The sequence below is a fragment of the Veillonella sp. HPA0037 genome, assembly GCF_000411535.1.
Lineage (GTDB): Bacteria > Bacillota > Negativicutes > Veillonellales > Veillonellaceae > Veillonella > Veillonella atypica.
In genome coordinates this window covers 991,500-1,007,992 of sequence record NZ_KE150483.1, presented here as the reverse complement: position 1 = coordinate 1,007,992, position 16,493 = coordinate 991,500, and the positions used below count along the sequence as shown (strand labels likewise).

General features: G+C 38.8%; 17 protein-coding genes. 16 read left to right on the top strand and 1 reads right to left on the bottom strand.

Annotated elements, in window-relative coordinates; genetic code table 11:
- Positions 1-54: 54 nt before the first annotated feature.
- Positions 55-1,284, bottom strand: a complete 1,230-nt coding sequence (locus HMPREF1477_RS04685) for an LL-diaminopimelate aminotransferase (RefSeq protein WP_016475994.1) — start codon at positions 1,282-1,284, stop codon at positions 55-57.
- 241 nt (positions 1,285-1,525) lie between these two features.
- Here HMPREF1477_RS04685 and rpsF point away from each other — a divergent pair, with 241 nt between their 5' ends.
- The 16 genes from rpsF to HMPREF1477_RS04605 all read left to right on the top strand — a co-directional run bounded on the left by rpsF (position 1,526) and on the right by HMPREF1477_RS04605 (position 16,260).
- The gene (gene rpsF, locus HMPREF1477_RS04680) at positions 1,526-1,810 is read left to right on the top strand and encodes a 30S ribosomal protein S6 (protein ID WP_005377647.1); all 285 of its coding nucleotides are present in this window, start codon (positions 1,526-1,528) and stop codon (positions 1,808-1,810) included.
- A gap of 21 nt (positions 1,811-1,831) precedes the next feature.
- Positions 1,832-2,230, top strand: coding sequence for a single-stranded DNA-binding protein (locus HMPREF1477_RS04675; protein ID WP_005382135.1), 399 nt, complete (start codon positions 1,832-1,834; stop codon positions 2,228-2,230).
- Between the two features lie 39 nt (positions 2,231-2,269).
- A complete protein-coding gene (gene rpsR, locus HMPREF1477_RS04670; protein WP_004693795.1) occupies positions 2,270-2,500 on the top strand; it encodes a 30S ribosomal protein S18 in 231 nt (76 codons plus the stop codon).
- Positions 2,501-2,822: 322 nt separating this feature from the next.
- Positions 2,823-3,935 carry an IS1249 family transposase gene (locus HMPREF1477_RS04665; protein WP_016475993.1) on the top strand — a complete coding sequence of 371 codons (1,113 nt, stop codon included), beginning with the start codon at positions 2,823-2,825 and terminating at the stop codon, positions 3,933-3,935.
- 385 nt (positions 3,936-4,320) lie between these two features.
- The gene (locus tag HMPREF1477_RS04660; RefSeq protein WP_009661654.1) at positions 4,321-5,013 is read left to right on the top strand and encodes a hypothetical protein; all 693 of its coding nucleotides are present in this window, start codon (positions 4,321-4,323) and stop codon (positions 5,011-5,013) included.
- 146 nt (positions 5,014-5,159) lie between these two features.
- Entirely contained in the window at positions 5,160-5,819 is a 660-nt protein-coding gene (gene trmB, locus HMPREF1477_RS04655) for a tRNA (guanosine(46)-N7)-methyltransferase TrmB (RefSeq protein ID WP_016475992.1), read from the top strand.
- 1 nt (position 5,820) lies between these two features.
- Positions 5,821-7,149, top strand: a complete 1,329-nt coding sequence (locus HMPREF1477_RS04650; protein WP_016475991.1) for an FtsW/RodA/SpoVE family cell cycle protein — start codon at positions 5,821-5,823, stop codon at positions 7,147-7,149.
- A gap of 27 nt (positions 7,150-7,176) precedes the next feature.
- The gene (gene uraA, locus HMPREF1477_RS04645) at positions 7,177-8,460 is read left to right on the top strand and encodes a uracil permease (RefSeq protein WP_016475990.1); all 1,284 of its coding nucleotides are present in this window, start codon (positions 7,177-7,179) and stop codon (positions 8,458-8,460) included.
- A gap of 382 nt (positions 8,461-8,842) precedes the next feature.
- A complete protein-coding gene (locus HMPREF1477_RS04640; RefSeq protein ID WP_016475989.1) occupies positions 8,843-9,292 on the top strand; it encodes a CopY/TcrY family copper transport repressor in 450 nt (149 codons plus the stop codon).
- A 19-nt stretch (positions 9,293-9,311) separates the two neighbouring features.
- Positions 9,312-11,414 carry a heavy metal translocating P-type ATPase gene (locus HMPREF1477_RS04635; RefSeq protein ID WP_016475988.1) on the top strand — a complete coding sequence of 701 codons (2,103 nt, stop codon included), beginning with the start codon at positions 9,312-9,314 and terminating at the stop codon, positions 11,412-11,414.
- Between the two features lie 184 nt (positions 11,415-11,598).
- Positions 11,599-12,063, top strand: coding sequence for an NfeD family protein (locus HMPREF1477_RS04630; protein ID WP_016475987.1), 465 nt, complete (start codon positions 11,599-11,601; stop codon positions 12,061-12,063).
- Between the two features lie 36 nt (positions 12,064-12,099).
- Positions 12,100-13,056 carry a flotillin-like protein FloA gene (gene floA, locus HMPREF1477_RS04625; RefSeq protein WP_005377705.1) on the top strand — a complete coding sequence of 319 codons (957 nt, stop codon included), beginning with the start codon at positions 12,100-12,102 and terminating at the stop codon, positions 13,054-13,056.
- Positions 13,057-13,064: 8 nt separating this feature from the next.
- Positions 13,065-13,613, top strand: coding sequence for a hypothetical protein (locus HMPREF1477_RS04620; protein ID WP_016475986.1), 549 nt, complete (start codon positions 13,065-13,067; stop codon positions 13,611-13,613).
- A gap of 155 nt (positions 13,614-13,768) precedes the next feature.
- Positions 13,769-14,491 carry a helix-turn-helix domain-containing protein gene (locus HMPREF1477_RS04615; RefSeq protein WP_009661656.1) on the top strand — a complete coding sequence of 241 codons (723 nt, stop codon included), beginning with the start codon at positions 13,769-13,771 and terminating at the stop codon, positions 14,489-14,491.
- Between the two features lie 120 nt (positions 14,492-14,611).
- The gene (locus HMPREF1477_RS04610) at positions 14,612-15,550 is read left to right on the top strand and encodes a hypothetical protein (protein WP_016475985.1); all 939 of its coding nucleotides are present in this window, start codon (positions 14,612-14,614) and stop codon (positions 15,548-15,550) included.
- Positions 15,551-15,627: 77 nt separating this feature from the next.
- Entirely contained in the window at positions 15,628-16,260 is a 633-nt protein-coding gene (locus tag HMPREF1477_RS04605; protein WP_050777378.1) for a DNA glycosylase, read from the top strand.
- Positions 16,261-16,493: the final 233 nt, after the last annotated feature.

The window sequence follows — 16,493 nt, the reverse complement described above, 5'->3', positions numbered from 1 at the left end:
CGGAGAGAAGGTTTCACAACCGTTTTGTATTACATATTTTTAGTTATAAATGTATTAGAATTGTAAAGTTTTGATGCGTTCTACGGCACGGATTGTATTTTCGCGGCTGCCGAATGCAGTTAAACGAAGGTAACCTTCGCCATGTGGACCGAAACCAGAGCCTGGTGTAGACACGATTTGTACCTTTTCAAGAAGAAGATCGAATAATTCCCAGCTTGTCATGTTGCCAGGTGTTTTTAACCAAATATAAGGCGCATCAGTACCACCATATACAGTAAGGCCAATGGATTCGAGGCCTTCTTTGATGATGCGTGCATTTTCTTTGTAGTAAGCGATGTTTGCGCGAGTTTGTTCGCGGCCTTCTTTGGAATATACTGCTTCAGCACCACGTTGAACGATGTAAGGTACGCCGTTAAATTTAGTGCATTGACGACGGTTCCACATAGGGTTCAAAGGTTGACGTTCGCCAGATTTAGTTTTGCCTGTTACCTCTTTTGGAACTACTGCGTAGGCACAACGTGTACCTGTAAAGCCAGCAGTTTTAGAGAAGGAACGGAATTCAATAGCTACTTCGCGTGCACCTTCGATTTCATAGATAGATTTAACAGTGTCTTCTGTGCTGATGAAAGCTTCGTAAGCAGAGTCGAACATTAAGATCGCGTCGTTTTCTTTACACCATTTAATCCATTCGGCTAAGCGTGCACGACTGAGTACTGTGCCTGTAGGATTGTTAGGGGAGCAAAGATATACGATGTCTACACGTTCAGCAGGAAATTCTGGAGAGAAATTATTTTCTGCAAATGTAGGAAGATATACAACCTTTTCGAACATACCATCAACAGCTTGACCTGTACGACCGCCCATAACGTTGGAATCAAGGTATACAGGGTATACAGGGTCGGTGATAGCGATGATATTATCTTCGCTGAATAATTCTTGGATATTACCAACGTCGGATTTTGCGCCGTCAGAAACGAATACTTCGTCCATACCAATTTCGATGCCATATGGTTTGTAATCGCCTTCGATGATTGCTTTACGAAGGAAATCATAACCTTGTTCCGGGCCATAACCACGGAATGTTTCAGCTTTGCCCATTTCTTGAACAGCCTTAGTCATAGCATCTACGATAGCAGGTACTAAAGGCAATGTTACATCGCCGATACCAAGACGAATAATATCAGCATCTGGATGAGCTGCTTGGTAATCCGCTACTTTTTTAGCAATGTTAGCAAATAAATAAGAACCTTGTAGGTTTAAATAGTTTTCATTAATATTAGCCATGATGACTCCTTTTATAATTAGAATTCTCTATATATAGTAAAATATATAAGAGATTGGCGCAAGAGGTTTCTATAGAATTTTAAATCTATTATATCATTAATGATAATGAGCCGTTTATTATATAGGACCTACTTGCTTTCATTGTTATTTTAGGTTATAATAGTAGAGCTTATTAATGGTAAGCACTTCCTACCCCTATGTGTCGATAGGGGCATTAGTCCGAAAGAGGAGGTGATTTTGTATGAACAAATACGAAGTCATGGTTATTGTGAAACCAGCTGAAGAAGAAGCAACTAACGCTGTCATTGAAAAAGTGGAAGCTTTAATTGCTCGTGTAGGCGGCACAGTAGAAAAGGTAGATCGTTGGGGCAAGCGTCGTCTTGCTTACGCAGTGAAAAAATTCACTGACGGTTTCTACGTATTGGTTAATTTCGAAGCTGATCCAGCTGAAATTAAAGAAATCGACCGTGTGTTGAAAATCAACGATGATGTCTTAAGACACCTGATTGTTAAACACGATGCATAATTAAAGCCTGGAGGAGAAAAGATGAACTCTGTACAAATTCTAGGTAATTTAGCTCGTGATCCTGAAGTACGTTTTACTAAAACTGGTAGAGCAGTGGCAACTTTCACAGTAGCTGCTACTAATACTTATGTTGACTCTACGACCAATGAAACGAAAGAACAAACTGCTTTCATTAATTGTGTTGCATGGGGTAAACTTGGTGAAGCGGCAGGTAATCTTCGTAAAGGCAGTCGCTGCTTTGTAGAAGGTCGCTTGCAAACTCGTTCCTACGAGACTCAGGATGGTCAAAAACGTTACGTTACTGAAGTGGTAGCGAACTTTGTGGGCCAATCCCTTGATATGAATACTAATTCTTTCGATGGTGGGTCCAATTTTGATAGTTTCAGTACAGGCGGCGATGACGAACACATCCCGTTCTAGTGTCCGAGACTCCTACTAATTCGAAAAGGAGGATTCGCAATGAGAAGAGATAGAGGCAGAAAGCCAAGAAGAAAAGTATGCGTTTTCTGTGCAGACCATATCGATCAAATCGACTATAAAGATGTTGCAAAACTTCGTCGTTTCACGACTGAACGCGGCAAAATCTTACCTCGTCGTATTTCCGGTACTTGCGCAAAACATCAACGCAAATTGACTACATCTATCAAACGTGCACGTGCAATCGCTTTATTGCCATTCACTGCAGAATAATTGATGAATCAAGGCGGTATAACCATTTGGTTGTACCGCCTTTTTGCTACATAAAGAGCTGGTTCTGTATGGACTGGCTCTTTTTCTTAGATTGTGGTATGTTTTGCAGGAATACGGTGTTTCTAGGCTTATAGGACAAAAAGTGTGTGTGAAAACCCTTATAACACTAGATATTTACTAGTGTTATAAGGGTTTAATCTTTTTCTGGAGAAGTTTGAGGGTGGACAAAAAGTGTGGGTAAAAACATCAATTAACCCTTGTAATTACTGATTAAAATGAGGTTATATCTTCCTATATATAAACAAATATGGAGGAAGAGTTTATGCGACAAATAAAATGTCCTGATTGTAATGAAACATGTATTAAACACGGTGTTTTAAAATCTGGTTCTCAGCGTTGGTTTTGCAAACATTGTAAGGTGGCATTTACCGTTAAAATTAATAATTTAAGTAAAGAGTTAAGCCTATTCTTGAATTGGTTATTCAGCACCGATATTCAAGCTGATATGCCTGGTAAAGGTCGTACATTCAGGCGTAAAACCGCTAAATTTTGGTCCATATGGCCATTGCCACCAAAAGTGGAAGAAGTACATGATGTGGTATATCTTGATGGAATTTACTTAGCTAGGAATTTATGTGTATTGATTTGTTGCAATGATACTCATGTTCTAGGATGGTATGTCTGTCGTTATGAGCATGCTAGAGCTTGGCAGTGTTTAATGGAACGGATTGCCGAACCTAAAGTCGTTGTGTCTGATGGTGCTAATGGTTTGCCTAAAGCATTACGTAAAGTTTGGCCTCATAGCAGTCACCAAAGATGCCTGTTTCACAGTTTTTGTCAGGTTAGACGATATACGACAAGTAGACCTAAAACGTTAGCAGGAAAGGACCTTTATACTCTTGCTAAAGATTTATTTAATGTGAAAACAATGGATCAAGCTTTTATATGGATTAATAAACTTTCGGCGTGGCGAATGACATATTCTGATTTTTTACGAGAAATGACGATTGATGAATTCGGAAACAAACGCTCTACACATGAGCGTTTGCTTAAAGCTGAATCATCATTATGGCGTCTGATTAGGCAACAAACTTTATTTACATTTTTGGAATGTATTGATATTACAATACCTACAACAAATAATCGTATTGAAGGTGGAGTAAATGCTCAACTAAGAAGTATGTTACGGGCTCATAGGGGCCTTTCACTTGAAAGAAGACTAAAAGCGGTCTATTGGTGGTGCTATATGCACTCACCAAGACCGCTTTCTATTTCAGATATATTAAATTGTATGCCTACAGATGAATCGATTGCTGCTATCTACAAACGGTTATCTGATTATTGCCAAATAGATCGTTCAATCCCTCAATGGGGTGATGCTCCTGTTTGGAATGAGCTACATATGTCTACAGATTTTCCAACTTATTGGGATTAGTCACACACACTTTTTGTCCTATAACCCTGTTTCTATAGAACAAATTGTAGCTGATGTAAAAGCATTACTAAGTTAAAATCGCTACAGAATATAACTTATATAAATATTGTTTATGAATGAATTAAAAAGTAGTAGTCCTTGCTAATTAGCATAGAAACTACTACTTTTTGAATATATGAATATGAGTTATAAATAGTATTTATAAATAAAATATTTTATAGTTTTTTATCAATATGACTATAAATAATAGATGAAGTAGTATATAATAAAAATAGACTGACCCATTTGGATGTATGATACAGTTTTACTAATTTATAAATCTGTATTGGTTAGTATATGAACGTAAATGTGCTTTTGTTGGTGTGTAAAGGGAGATTTGGAAACATTGAAAAAGGTTTTAACTTTGGCCGTGGCTTTAGCTGTAGTCAGCAGTGGTTATCTGTGTGAGGTAAATGGTGCCGCAGAACCGATAACCAAAAAAGCGCCTTCCATCTCAGAATTTAATATATATGTGCCAAAAGAGCTCAATGAACGTCAAAAAGATCTTGTTGAAATCGGACGTTATACAGCTAGCGGAGATCTTGACTCCTTGAGAGAAACGATTATTTCTGCTATTGAACGTGGTACTTTGACACCTCAAGAGGTAAGTATTGCTATTCGTCAGTTGTACTCTGCAGCGGGTTTAAAGCAAATGAATGCGGCTCTTGCTACATTTGAGCAACTTCGTGAAGAACGCCCTGAGTTTGGTGTAGATTATGATAAACTTGTGCCAAAGCGAGTGGGCTTAAGTGCTCTACTAGGTAATGGCTCAAATAGTACAAATATGGCTGCCAAAATTAAAGCTGATGAAGCATCAACAGCTGTAAAATATAATACATTCCGTATTAAAAAGCCAAAACCACAAAATAGAAACAGATCACGTCTAGGTAAACTTGATCGTGAACTCGTAGCAGCAGCGGCATTAGGTACTCGTGTTGGTAAATCAAATGCGGTGTTTGCTACATCTAAGAAAAGTTTAACAGAGCTTGGTTTGAGCCCACAACAAATTGAATACTTAGAAAATATGCTTTCTAATTAATGATGAGCCCTTGTCTTTTCATAATGACAGGGGCTTTTTTATATTACTAATTGACGTAAAGTAAAGCATTTTTCTATAATAATAAGGATAGGTAACAATTAGTTATGTAATATAGTACTTTCAGAATAGACATATAAGGAGTAACGATGCGTCTTCGTAGAAAACCGTGGATTGATGAGGCTATCCACGAGTATGATTCACACATTATTTTATCAGGACAAGAGGCTTATAAAGGCAAATGGAGAGAGGCTTTTTCGCATCCAGAAAGACCATTATACATGGAACTAGGCACTGGTAAGGGACGATTCATTGCGGGTATGTCTGAAGCATATCCAGATGCAAATTTTGTTGGTTTTGAGGTTCAAATCGGTGTAATTTACTATGCAGCACAAAAGATTTTTGAAGCTCAACGGGACAATGCAAAAGTATCTTTGTTTGATATTGCAGGAATTGAAGAAATTGTAGCCCCTGAAGAAGTAGATCGATTCTATATCAATTTCTGTGATCCATGGCCTAAGGCTAAACATGCTAAGCGTCGCTTAACATATCATACATTCCTTGACCGCTATGCACGTTTGTTAAAAGATAATGGCGAAGTGCACTTTAAAACCGATAATGAAGACTTGTTTATGTTCTCTCTAGAGGAGTTCAAAAATTGTGGGTGGGAACTCAAGAATGTCACCTATGATTTACATAGTACAGATTTACCGAATGTAAAAACGGAATATGAAGAGAAATTTAGCGCAAAGGGACAACCTATTTTCCGATTAGAAGCAGTAAAACCGACTGTTACTAAGGAGGCATAATATGGTGCAAAAAGGGGAAAAGAAGGGGCACTTTTGGGAGAAAGTGTTTAAGAACGACCTACAAGGCATGTTATTGCCTATAGCGCTTATGGCCTTGATTGGTAGCATTAATATCTTTAGTGCCACCTATGTTGGGTCGATTACAACAGATACTGGATTGTTGGGCTATGCACCGAGACATTTAGGTTATTTATTGGCTTCTGCTATTTTGGGTGTCCTTTTGTATCGATTTGATTATCGTCGATTACAAAATGCTAAATTACTGACTTGGATAATGGGATTGACCGCAGTATCCTTAGTGGCTATATATTTGGTTGGTGTAGAGGTCAATGGTGCGCGCCGGTGGATTTCTCTTGGCCTATTCTCGTTCCAGCCATCAGAGTTTGCTAAATTGGCTGCACTCATGTGGACAGCAGCTAAATTGGCGGATAAACCGTGGGTAAAACCCAGATTTACATCTATGATTAAACCTAAGAAGGGTTTGTCTCAAAAAGAGGTAGCATTAGGTTATATTTTTGAACGCGTAAGATATATGTGCTATATGTTGCTTTGGCCAATCATATTTGCTTTGCTCACTATTAAACAGCCAGATATGGGGACTGCCGTATTGATTATAGGTTTCTCATACCTGTTAATATTCTTATCTGGCTTTGAGAAAAGTATATTTGGCTTATCCTTGATGGGGGCTATTGTCGTAGGTATTTATGCTGCTCGTAGTAGTTCGTATCGGTGGGAACGCGTTGTATCTTGGTTTGATCCCTGGTCCTATGCACAGGATAAAGGCTATCAAACTGTACAAGGTTTGTTAGCCGTAGGCTCAGGTGGGTTCTTTGGACAAGGCCTTCTGAATGGTACGTCAAAGTATTTCTATCTACCTGAAGCACATACGGACTTTGCCTTCGCTGTTTGGGCACAGGAAATGGGCTTTTTAGGTGGTATTCTGGTCGTATTCTTAATGGCCATGTTTACGTATTTTGGATTCCGTATTGCTAATAGAGCACACGATGCTTTTGGTAGATGGTTAGCCATTGGGATTACGATTCTCATCAGTGGTCAAGCATTCTTCAATATCGCCATGGTTTGTGGTATGTTACCTGTAACAGGTGTGCCATTGCCATTCGTTAGCTATGGTGGTTCTTCTCTAATGATGAACTGTTTGGCCATCGGTATTTTAGCAAGTATTGCGAGACGTGGCGTAGAAGGTGTTAAACCAGTAGGTAATAAGGAAACGTTGCCGTCGTTGCGCGAGGAAACGCAGAGTCGGTTTAGACCGAATAGAACGGTTGAATCTAAATTACCGGGACGTTTTGTACCACCAAATAAACGATAATATATGTGTTGTGTATGAGGGAAAATTATGAACGATTTTATTGATATTCAAGAACGCCCATCATTGGGTAAATTATTGCCACTTAGCTTTCAACATTTATTTGCCATGTTTGGCTCTACCGTACTTGTACCGTATTTGTTGAAAGTCGATCCAGCAACGGCATTATTTATGAATGGTATTGGTACATTGCTATACTTATTTGTATGTAAAGGCAAGATTCCAGCCTATTTAGGATCTAGCTTTGCTTTCATTGCTCCTGTAGCAGGCGTATTATCTGCAGGTCTTGGTTATGAGGCCGCAAAGGGGGCTTTCGTTGTATTTGGTCTATCCTTTGTGATTTTATCTATTCTCGTTCGTTATATTGGTACTCGTTGGATTGATAAGTTATTCCCTCCAGCAGCGATGGGGGCTATCGTAGCTATTATCGGTTTGGAATTAGCACCAGTAGCGATGAGTATGTCTGGCCTTATTGGTAATCAAGATTTAGGCATGAGCCATAGCCAAGCTATTTTTATCTCTATGTTTTCCTTAGTCGTTACCTTGCTTGGTACTGTTGTGTTCCGTGGTTTCTTAGCTGTAATCCCTGTTTTGATTGGCGTTGTTTCCGGCTATATCTTGTCTGCCTTCATGGGCGTTGTTGATTTCTCTGGTGTAGAGGCTGCTCCTTGGTTCTCTTTACCACAGTTCTATGGCATGCCTGTATTTGATATCAATGCCATTATTATGATTATGCCAGCACTCTTTGTAGTATTTGCTGAGCACGTTGGTCATTTAGTTGTAACGAGCAACATTGTATCAAAAGACTTGATGAAAGAACCAGGTTTACAACGTTCCTTATTAGGTGATGGCCTTGCGAACATTCTTTCTGGTTTCTTTGGTGCTACACCAAATACGACATACGGTGAAAATATCGGTGTCCTCGCTATTACTCGTTGCTTTAGCGTATGGGTAATTGGTGGTGCTGCAGTTCTTGCGATGATTATCTCCTTTGTAGGTAAAGTAGCAGCTCTTATTCATGCTATTCCAGTTCCAGTTATGGGTGGTGTATCCATTCTCTTATTCGGTATCATTGCAGCATCCGGTTTACGCATGCTTGTAGAACGCAAGGTAGATTATACAAACCCTGTTAATATGATCTTAACATCTGTTATCCTTGTTGTAGGTCTTAGCGGTGCAGAACTTGCTGTAGGTCCTGTTGTATTGAAAGGCATGGGGCTTGCTACTGTAGTAGGCATGGCCATGAGTATTATCTTATTAATCCTTCAAAAAACAGGCGTTGGTAATGACCAATTGAAAAAAACAGAAGTATAATTCAAGTTGCTGTGAGGCTACCATATAAATCGTTGCGTTTATAAGCCCAATTTGTTTTTTACTCCTTATAATAAACGACTACTAGATCAGATGGATGTCTGTGAAAGTGGTCGTTTTTAGTTTACTTATTAAAATTGTAGATTTGGATACTGTTCAATTTCATATTGCAATTAAAAAAGAGTATTCTTTGAATAAAGAACAATTTTCTGACCTTGTTCAGTTTAGGAAAACTATGAAAATTATTATGGGATAGAAGTGGAGAGATAAAAAGCTATAAGTGTTGCTTACATTTATTAAAAAGACTTGACATAATTCGTTTACAATAGTAAACTTACATTAAACACATTTGTTTACACTTGTAAACGAAGAGGAGGAAAGGAAAATGAGCACAATAGAACTTAATACTTATATTACAGATGCTGAGTGGGAAGTCATGCGTGTAGTTTGGGCAAATGATCGAGTAACTAGTAAAAAAGTCATTTCCGTATTGCAAGAAAAAATGGGCTGGACACAATCCACTATCAAAACGATCTTAGGTCGATTAGTTGGAAAAGGCGTACTAAATACAGAGCAAGAAGGTAGAAATTTTATTTACACTGCCAATATTGAAGAGAAAGAAGCCGTAAGGGATTATGTAGAAGATATTTTTAACCGTATTTGCAATAAGAAAGTCGGAAATGTAATAGGAAGCATCATTGAAAATCATGTTTTAAGCTTCGATGATATAGATCGACTAGAAAAAATATTAGAGATGAAAAAATCTTTCGCAGTAGAAGAAGTGGATTGCAATTGTCCAGAAGGACAATGCGAATGTCACTTACATCATCATTAAGCATAAGGAGGAATTTAAAATGAATAATGACAACAGATATTCGTCCCATAGTCACCATGATTATGACGACATAGATAAGTTAAAACACGAGCATGGAATCACAGATGAACATGGAGACCATAAGGATCAACATCACGACCATCATGCTGGTCATGATCACAGTGGGCACGGAGGGCATGACCACCATCATCACGGAAGCTTTAAGGAACTTTTCTTAAAGTCATTGCCACTAGGAATCGTTATTATGCTCTTATCCCCTATGTATGGATTTGAACTACCATTCCAGTTTACTTTTCCATATTCTGATATTGTAGTAGCTATTTTATCTACTATATTAATTATTTATGGTGGACGTCCATTCTATCAAGGCGCAGTTGACGAATTTAAACAAAAAGAACCTGGAATGATGACTCTAGTTTCTTTAGGTTTAAGTGCTTCATATTTATACAGTATTTATGCTGTGATCATCACCTACGTAACGGGTGAACACGTGATGGACTTTTTCTTTGAATTTGCTTCATTACTATTAATCATGTTATTAGGTCACTGGATTGAGATGAAAGCTATTGGAGAAGCAGGAGACGCACAAGCAGCATTGGCTAAGTTAGTGCCGAAAGATGCTCACGTTGTATTAGAAGACGATTCAATTGAAACACGACCAGTTGCTGACTTAAAGATAGGTGATTTAATTCGTGTTCAAGCCGGAGAAAATGTGCCAGCAGACGGGATTATCGAGCGTGGCGAATCACGTGTAAATGAAGCTCTTCTAACTGGGGAGTCAAAAGCAGTAAAAAAAGGCCCTGGCGATGAAGTAATCGGAGGCTCAACAAATGGAGAAGGGGTACTTTATATTAAAGTGCTTGAGACAGGTGATCAATCCTTCATCTCTCAAGTTCAGAATTTAATCAGCCAAGCTCAAAGTCAGCCTTCCAGAGCAGAAAATATTGCTCAAAAGGTTGCAGGATGGCTCTTCTATATTGCGGTCATTGTCGCACTAATAGCTTTTGTAGTGTGGATGATTATTGGAGATATCCCAACGGCAGTTACCTTTGCTATCACTACCTTAGTTATAGCTTGTCCACATGCATTAGGTCTGGCTATTCCATTGGTCACCGCCCGTAGCACAAGCTTAGGAGCTAGTCGTGGGTTACTGGTGAAAGACCGCCAAGCCTTAGAAATAGCTCAAGATGCAGATGTGATGATTTTAGATAAAACAGGTACTTTAACAACTGGTGAGTTTAAAGTATTAGACGTTGAACTTTTTAATAACAAATATAAGAAAGAGGAAATCATTGCCTTATTGGCAGGTATTGAAGGAGGATCTAGTCACCCAATTGCTCAATCAATTATAAGTTTCGCCGAGCAGCAAGATATACGTCCAGCATCTTTTGATTCTATTGATGTGATTTCCGGTGCTGGAGTAGAGGGTAAAGCAGGCGGACACCGTTACCAATTAATCAGTCAAAAAGCCTACGGACGTAATCTGGATATTGATATTCCAAAAGGAGCAACTCTCAGTGTCTTAGTAGAAAACGATGATGCTATTGGTGCTGTAGCTTTAGGGGATGAATTAAAACCAACGAGCAAAGAGTTAATTAAAGTTCTTAAAAAGAACAATATTCAACCAATTATGGCAACAGGTGATAATGAAAAAGCAGCTCAAGGCGTGGCAGAATATTTAGAGATTGAATATAGATCAAATCAATCTCCACAAGACAAATATGAGTTAGTAAAAACACTTAAAGAAGAAGGAAAAAAAGTTATCATGGTAGGTGACGGTATCAATGATGCTCCTTCTCTTGCCTTGGCAGATGTTGGAATAGCGGTCGGTGCAGGAACTCAAGTGGCGTTGGATTCAGCTGATGTCATCTTGACTCAATCTGATCCAGGAGATATTGAATCATTTATTGAATTAGCACACAAAACAACTCGTAAAATGAAACAAAATCTCTTTTGGGGAGCCGGTTATAACTTTATAGCTATCCCTCTAGCTGCAGGAATTTTGGCTCCTATTGGTATCACATTAAGCCCTGCATTAGGAGCAGTCCTAATGTCTGTGTCAACAGTCATCGTCGCCATTAATGCTATGTTATTAAGGTTAGATCCCAAAAATAACGGTTAACAGATTGAATTATTGAAACTCCTTAAAGTATCAAGATACAATAGTTTTACAGGAGAAAAAGAGATGTAAGTACTAGCTCTTTTAATACCATGAAAGTTGGTACTATAGAATCTTTATAAATTATTTTTAATATTGTATAATGAGTATATAAGTTGTATAAAATTAATTATAGAGAGGAGGGCCTATGGAGTTTTTAATTTGGATGGCTATAGGGATCGCCCTGATGGCGGTAGAACTCGTTGTACCGGGCGGTATTTTAGGGCTCATCGGTTATTGTGCATTCCTTTGGGGCGTTTTTGTAGCTCTTGGAGAAGGAACGGTAGCGCTGTATGCAGTACTAGGATTAACGGCCTTACTAATTGTCCTTATCATCGTGTTCTTTAATCACTTTGAAAAGACTTGGATAGGCAAATTGTTTACCTTAGGGCAACGATCTACGACAAAAGCTGGCTATGTATCTAATGATGTATTAGATGACTTAGCTGGTAAAGAGGGGGTAGCTCATACTACACTGCGCCCTGCAGGTATCGCAAAAATTGATGGTAATTTGGTAGATGTTGTAACCGAAGGGGACTTCATCGATGCCGGTTCACCGATTGTGGTACTGCGTGTTGTAGGCGGCCGCAATATTGTTAGAAAGCGCGATTAAGCTTTCACCACATCGTCGTATATAATGGAGGTTATTATGGATGTAGGTATTTTAATTTTGATTCCCATTCTACTGATTGGGATTATGGTATTCTTGTATGTTGTGCCATTAGGCCTTTGGGTATCCGCATTGGCAGCCGGTGTTAACGTAGGCATTTTTACATTAGTTGGTATGCGTTTACGTCGTGTAAATCCATCTCAAATCGTAATGCCTTTGATTAAAGCTAATAAAGCGGGCCTTGAGGTTAATGTAAATCAATTGGAAGCGCATTACCTTGCAGGTGGTGACGTTGACCGCGTCGTAGATGCATTGATTGCCGCTGAGCGCGCATCCATTCCTTTGACATTTGAACGTTCTGCAGCTATCGATCTTGCAGGTCGCGATGTATTGGAAGCGGTTCAAATGTCCGTTAATCCTAAAGTGATTGAAACACCAATTATCTCTGCAGTAGCAAAAAACGGTATCGAACTCAAGGTTCGTGCTCGTGTAACTGTACGTGCTAATATTGACCGTCTCGTTGGTGGTGCTGGTGAAGCGACAATCATCGCCCGTGTTGGTGAAGGTATCGTAACAACTGTAGGTTCCTCTGAAGAGCATACAGATGTATTGGAAAATCCAGATCACATTTCTCGTACTGTATTGGGTAAAGGTCTTGATGCGGGTACTGCATTCGAAATCTTGTCCATCGATATTGCTGACGTAGACGTAGGACGTAACATTGGTGCCCAATTGCAAACAGACCAAGCTGAAGCAGATAAGAAAATTGCTCAAGCTCGTGCGGAAGAACGCCGTGCTATGGCAGTTGCTACAGAACAAGAAATGCGTGCTAAAACACAAGACATGCAAGCTAAGGTTGTGGAAGCACAAGCTGAAGTTCCTAAAGCATTGGCAGAAGCTTTCAGAAACGGTAATCTTGGCGTTATGGATTACTACAATATGAATAATATTATTGCAGACACTAAGATGCGTGAGAATTTAGCAGATGGTGAATAGGAGTAGCTATGGACTCTATTTTGTCTACAGTACTATCGGCCTTTACGCATAATCCTATATTTGTTCTAGCTATAATTGCTTATATCGTGTTCTCCTTTTTGAAAAGCTCAAAGACTGAAGATACTGATGAGTATGAAACCTCAGGTGCTGAAAAGACTTGGGAGGATATGGAGCGTGAATACGGTATTTCTATTGAACGTAAAATAGAAGAATCTCCGGTTAATGCTACATCTAATGATGCTGTCTATCAGTCGTCTAATACTCAGATTTCTTATAATCAATCTGCAGAACAACCTAAAAAAGAGCAACCTAAACAACGAGAAGAACATAAAGTATCTACTAGTAAAACGGTTGCAGTTTCTACATTGACTGAGCGCCTAGCAGAATTTAAGCGCCAAAAAGCAATGGAAGAAGTAAAAATTCCTCTTGTTGATGTAGAGACTCATGCGAAGACTGTAACGACGACGGCTCGCAAGTCGCGTCATGATATTAAAGAAGGTATGAAATGGGCTTTTATATTAGAAAAGCCGAAGGCATTGCGTCATAGGGCTCGATAATGTATATCTGTTCCTGATAAAGGCAGGGTTCCCAATGGTCACCGGGGTGACTATTGGGAACCCTTTTTCTATTGCTAAGACTATAACTAGCCTTTCATAATAAGTGTAATAGGTGTGTGAATATAGTTCGCCTAAATTATGAAAGGAGCGATTATATGTATCGCAGCGTACGAAATATTCCAAAACAATTATTAGAGAATCTATATGTTAAAGAGAAATGGACCTTACGAGACATTGCCGATTATATTGGGTGTAGTGTAGATACAATTGTAAGGCGTATGCAGATGTATAAGATTGCGCGACGTGAAACGCGTAAAGATATCAATCGCGCAACCTTGGTAAATTTATATGAAGTGAGTCATACGAGTATTGAAGCCTTGGCCCGTCGTTTTAATGTATCCACTGCGACCATATCTAATCGATTACATGAGTATGGGCTGCTGTGTACTCATGACCATTCTATACATAGTGTAGAACCAGATCGTATTAAAAAGGCTTATGAAAGTGGTAATAGTACAACTCGTATTGCCCATATGATGGGGCTTTCACGATGGAAGGTATTACATATCTTACATCACATGGGTGTCAATATACGCGGTGGGCGGCGTAAGGTGATGCCTATCGATGAAATGAGCTATTTGTATAGCTATCATGGGTTGAGTACAAAGGATATAGGGGTTGCTTATCAGTTACAAGCCAATACAGTCGCCTTATATTTACGAGAATCTGGTGTTGCATTGCGTGGTAAACGGTTAGAGGTAGATACGAATGAGATTAGTAGATTGCGGATGGAAGGATTATCCATTGCAGCTATCGCACGACAACTCGAATGTTCCCCGTCTGTTATAAGAAACCGATTAAAGCAGCAACAATCTTAGTAAAGACGTAGTATTGTATGGTGTCGTATGGTAAAACTGTATAAACCTCATCCCATTCGGTATAGAAATTTGTAGTTAATTACTATATACTTAGATTTATATGATGATGGGAGGTTTATTATGTTCGAATATTTAACATTATTATTACCATTTTTACTGCTAGGGTTCATCGCCGCCGGCCTATCTAGAATATCTGGTGTGGCGTTATCCATGATTATTGTACCAACCTTGTTGATTTGGGGGGCTACACCACTAGATGTGGTTGCGTTTATGCTCCTCTTTGTAGTGTATAATAATTTCACATCTGAAACACAAGATGTACGCCTTGATTACAAGGATCTCGTATTATTTCCTAAATGGCGTTTGTTAATTCCTTTGGTTTTGACGGTAGTTGGTATCTTCATTAACCCAGCTATTGGTATTGCTGTCTTTATGGCTTGCTTTGTATTGGAATTGCTAGCAACCGTGTTCAAACGCATTCCTGAACGGGAACGTCCTGCTGTTCATCGCGTCATTGTACTTTCCGTTCTCAGTGCTATTGTAACCGCTATTGGCGCCTATGTAGGTCCTACTATTAGTGGGGACTATTATTTTGGCTTAGTTGGCTTGGCTATTTTGGTGATTACAGGTTTTGCATGGTATGCAGGTCGTAATAGAAATGCATTTAAAGGTATTTGGGAATTTATCTGGGTTGATTTCGGCATTTTGCTTGGTTTATTCGGTATTGAAAGCTCCAACTATCCATCTGGGTTGACTCGAGACTATAAGAGTTCTATGGATCGTATGCTACCAATGATCACTGTAGTAGGCGGTTATGCGGGATTGATGGTTATCTTTGGCGTATATGGTATGTTCTCATTGCCATCCTTTATTACAGCCATTGGTGCGGCTATTGGCATACGCATGTTTGGTTTGTATGAATTCCCTAAACGGGGCACCTTCTCTTACCTAGCAATTGGATTTGCTATTGCTGCCGTTGTATGTTTATATCTCGTATCTCCTGTACCAACAGGATTTGATGCGGTCAATACGATTATGACCCAACCTATGGTTCAATAAAAGGTGAGTTTTATCATAGTATCAATCATCTAAACTTGTTAATGTGAGAGTAGATGGTTAACATAAACAATAAGGAGATGTGTATCGTGAAAGATAATACTACTGTTGAAGTACATTCTAATGAAGTTGTAGAGACGAGACCATTTCCGCCATTCTTGCCGAAGAATGCAACGGTTATGATGATGGGAACATTTCCACCAACATCTGAAAAGCGAGCCATGGAATTTCATTATCCGAATTTTCAAAATGATATGTGGCGTGTTTTCGGTTTGGTGTTCTTTGATGATAAAGAACATTTTAGAAAAGGGGAAGAAAAAGCATTTGATGCGGAAAAGATTAAAGCTTTTTTATCTCAAATTGGTATAGCTTCTTGTCCAACGGTATTGAAAGCTATTCGTGAGCATGGTAATGCATCTGATGCGTTTTTAAAGGTAGTTGAGCCCGTTCCTCTCGCTGACGTATTAGCACAAATACCAGATTGTACTCATATTGGTACAACAGGTGGCAAGGCTACAGAAATCTTACTTAGTTTATTACCTGAAAAGGTAAAACTACCTAAAACAGGAGAAACGATTCCTTTTGTTTATGAAGGTCGAGAACTTTCTTTGACGCGTTTGCCATCTACCTCTAGAGCCTATCCGTTGAGTCTTGTGAAGAAGGCAGAGGCTTATAAAGCATTTTTTAAAGCTTGTGGATTAGAAACAAAATAATTGAATAATAGTAGGATACCTTTGATGGTCTATTCTAACTGGTAAATTAGAGTAGAACCTATCAAAGGTATTTTTATTATTAAAAATTTACGTAAATAAGTGATATGGTAATTCGCTTATTGTATATAAATCTATGAGATTAGTCATAATTAAAAGTGATAACAAAAATAACTATTTAATTCTTGTTTTTTATGATGAGAGGTCTATAATTAACCAATGTCATTATATGGTTG

Coding starts and splice junctions, on each gene's coding strand:
- HMPREF1477_RS04620 (WP_016475986.1), top strand. CDS start 13,065: ATGGACTCTATTTTGTCTACAGTACTATCGGCCTTTACGCATAATCCT.
- HMPREF1477_RS04630 (WP_016475987.1), top strand. CDS start 11,599: ATGGAGTTTTTAATTTGGATGGCTATAGGGATCGCCCTGATGGCGGTA.
- HMPREF1477_RS04610 (WP_016475985.1), top strand. CDS start 14,612: ATGTTCGAATATTTAACATTATTATTACCATTTTTACTGCTAGGGTTC.
- floA (WP_005377705.1), top strand. CDS start 12,100: ATGGATGTAGGTATTTTAATTTTGATTCCCATTCTACTGATTGGGATT.
- HMPREF1477_RS04650 (WP_016475991.1), top strand. CDS start 5,821: ATGGTGCAAAAAGGGGAAAAGAAGGGGCACTTTTGGGAGAAAGTGTTT.
- trmB (WP_016475992.1), top strand. CDS start 5,160: ATGCGTCTTCGTAGAAAACCGTGGATTGATGAGGCTATCCACGAGTAT.
- rpsR (WP_004693795.1), top strand. CDS start 2,270: ATGAGAAGAGATAGAGGCAGAAAGCCAAGAAGAAAAGTATGCGTTTTC.
- HMPREF1477_RS04640 (WP_016475989.1), top strand. CDS start 8,843: ATGAGCACAATAGAACTTAATACTTATATTACAGATGCTGAGTGGGAA.
- HMPREF1477_RS04635 (WP_016475988.1), top strand. CDS start 9,312: ATGAATAATGACAACAGATATTCGTCCCATAGTCACCATGATTATGAC.
- HMPREF1477_RS04685 (WP_016475994.1), bottom strand. CDS start 1,284: ATGGCTAATATTAATGAAAACTATTTAAACCTACAAGGTTCTTATTTA.
- uraA (WP_016475990.1), top strand. CDS start 7,177: ATGAACGATTTTATTGATATTCAAGAACGCCCATCATTGGGTAAATTA.
- HMPREF1477_RS04605 (WP_050777378.1), top strand. CDS start 15,628: ATGTGTATCGTGAAAGATAATACTACTGTTGAAGTACATTCTAATGAA.
- HMPREF1477_RS04665 (WP_016475993.1), top strand. CDS start 2,823: ATGCGACAAATAAAATGTCCTGATTGTAATGAAACATGTATTAAACAC.
- HMPREF1477_RS04615 (WP_009661656.1), top strand. CDS start 13,769: ATGTATCGCAGCGTACGAAATATTCCAAAACAATTATTAGAGAATCTA.
- HMPREF1477_RS04675 (WP_005382135.1), top strand. CDS start 1,832: ATGAACTCTGTACAAATTCTAGGTAATTTAGCTCGTGATCCTGAAGTA.
- rpsF (WP_005377647.1), top strand. CDS start 1,526: ATGAACAAATACGAAGTCATGGTTATTGTGAAACCAGCTGAAGAAGAA.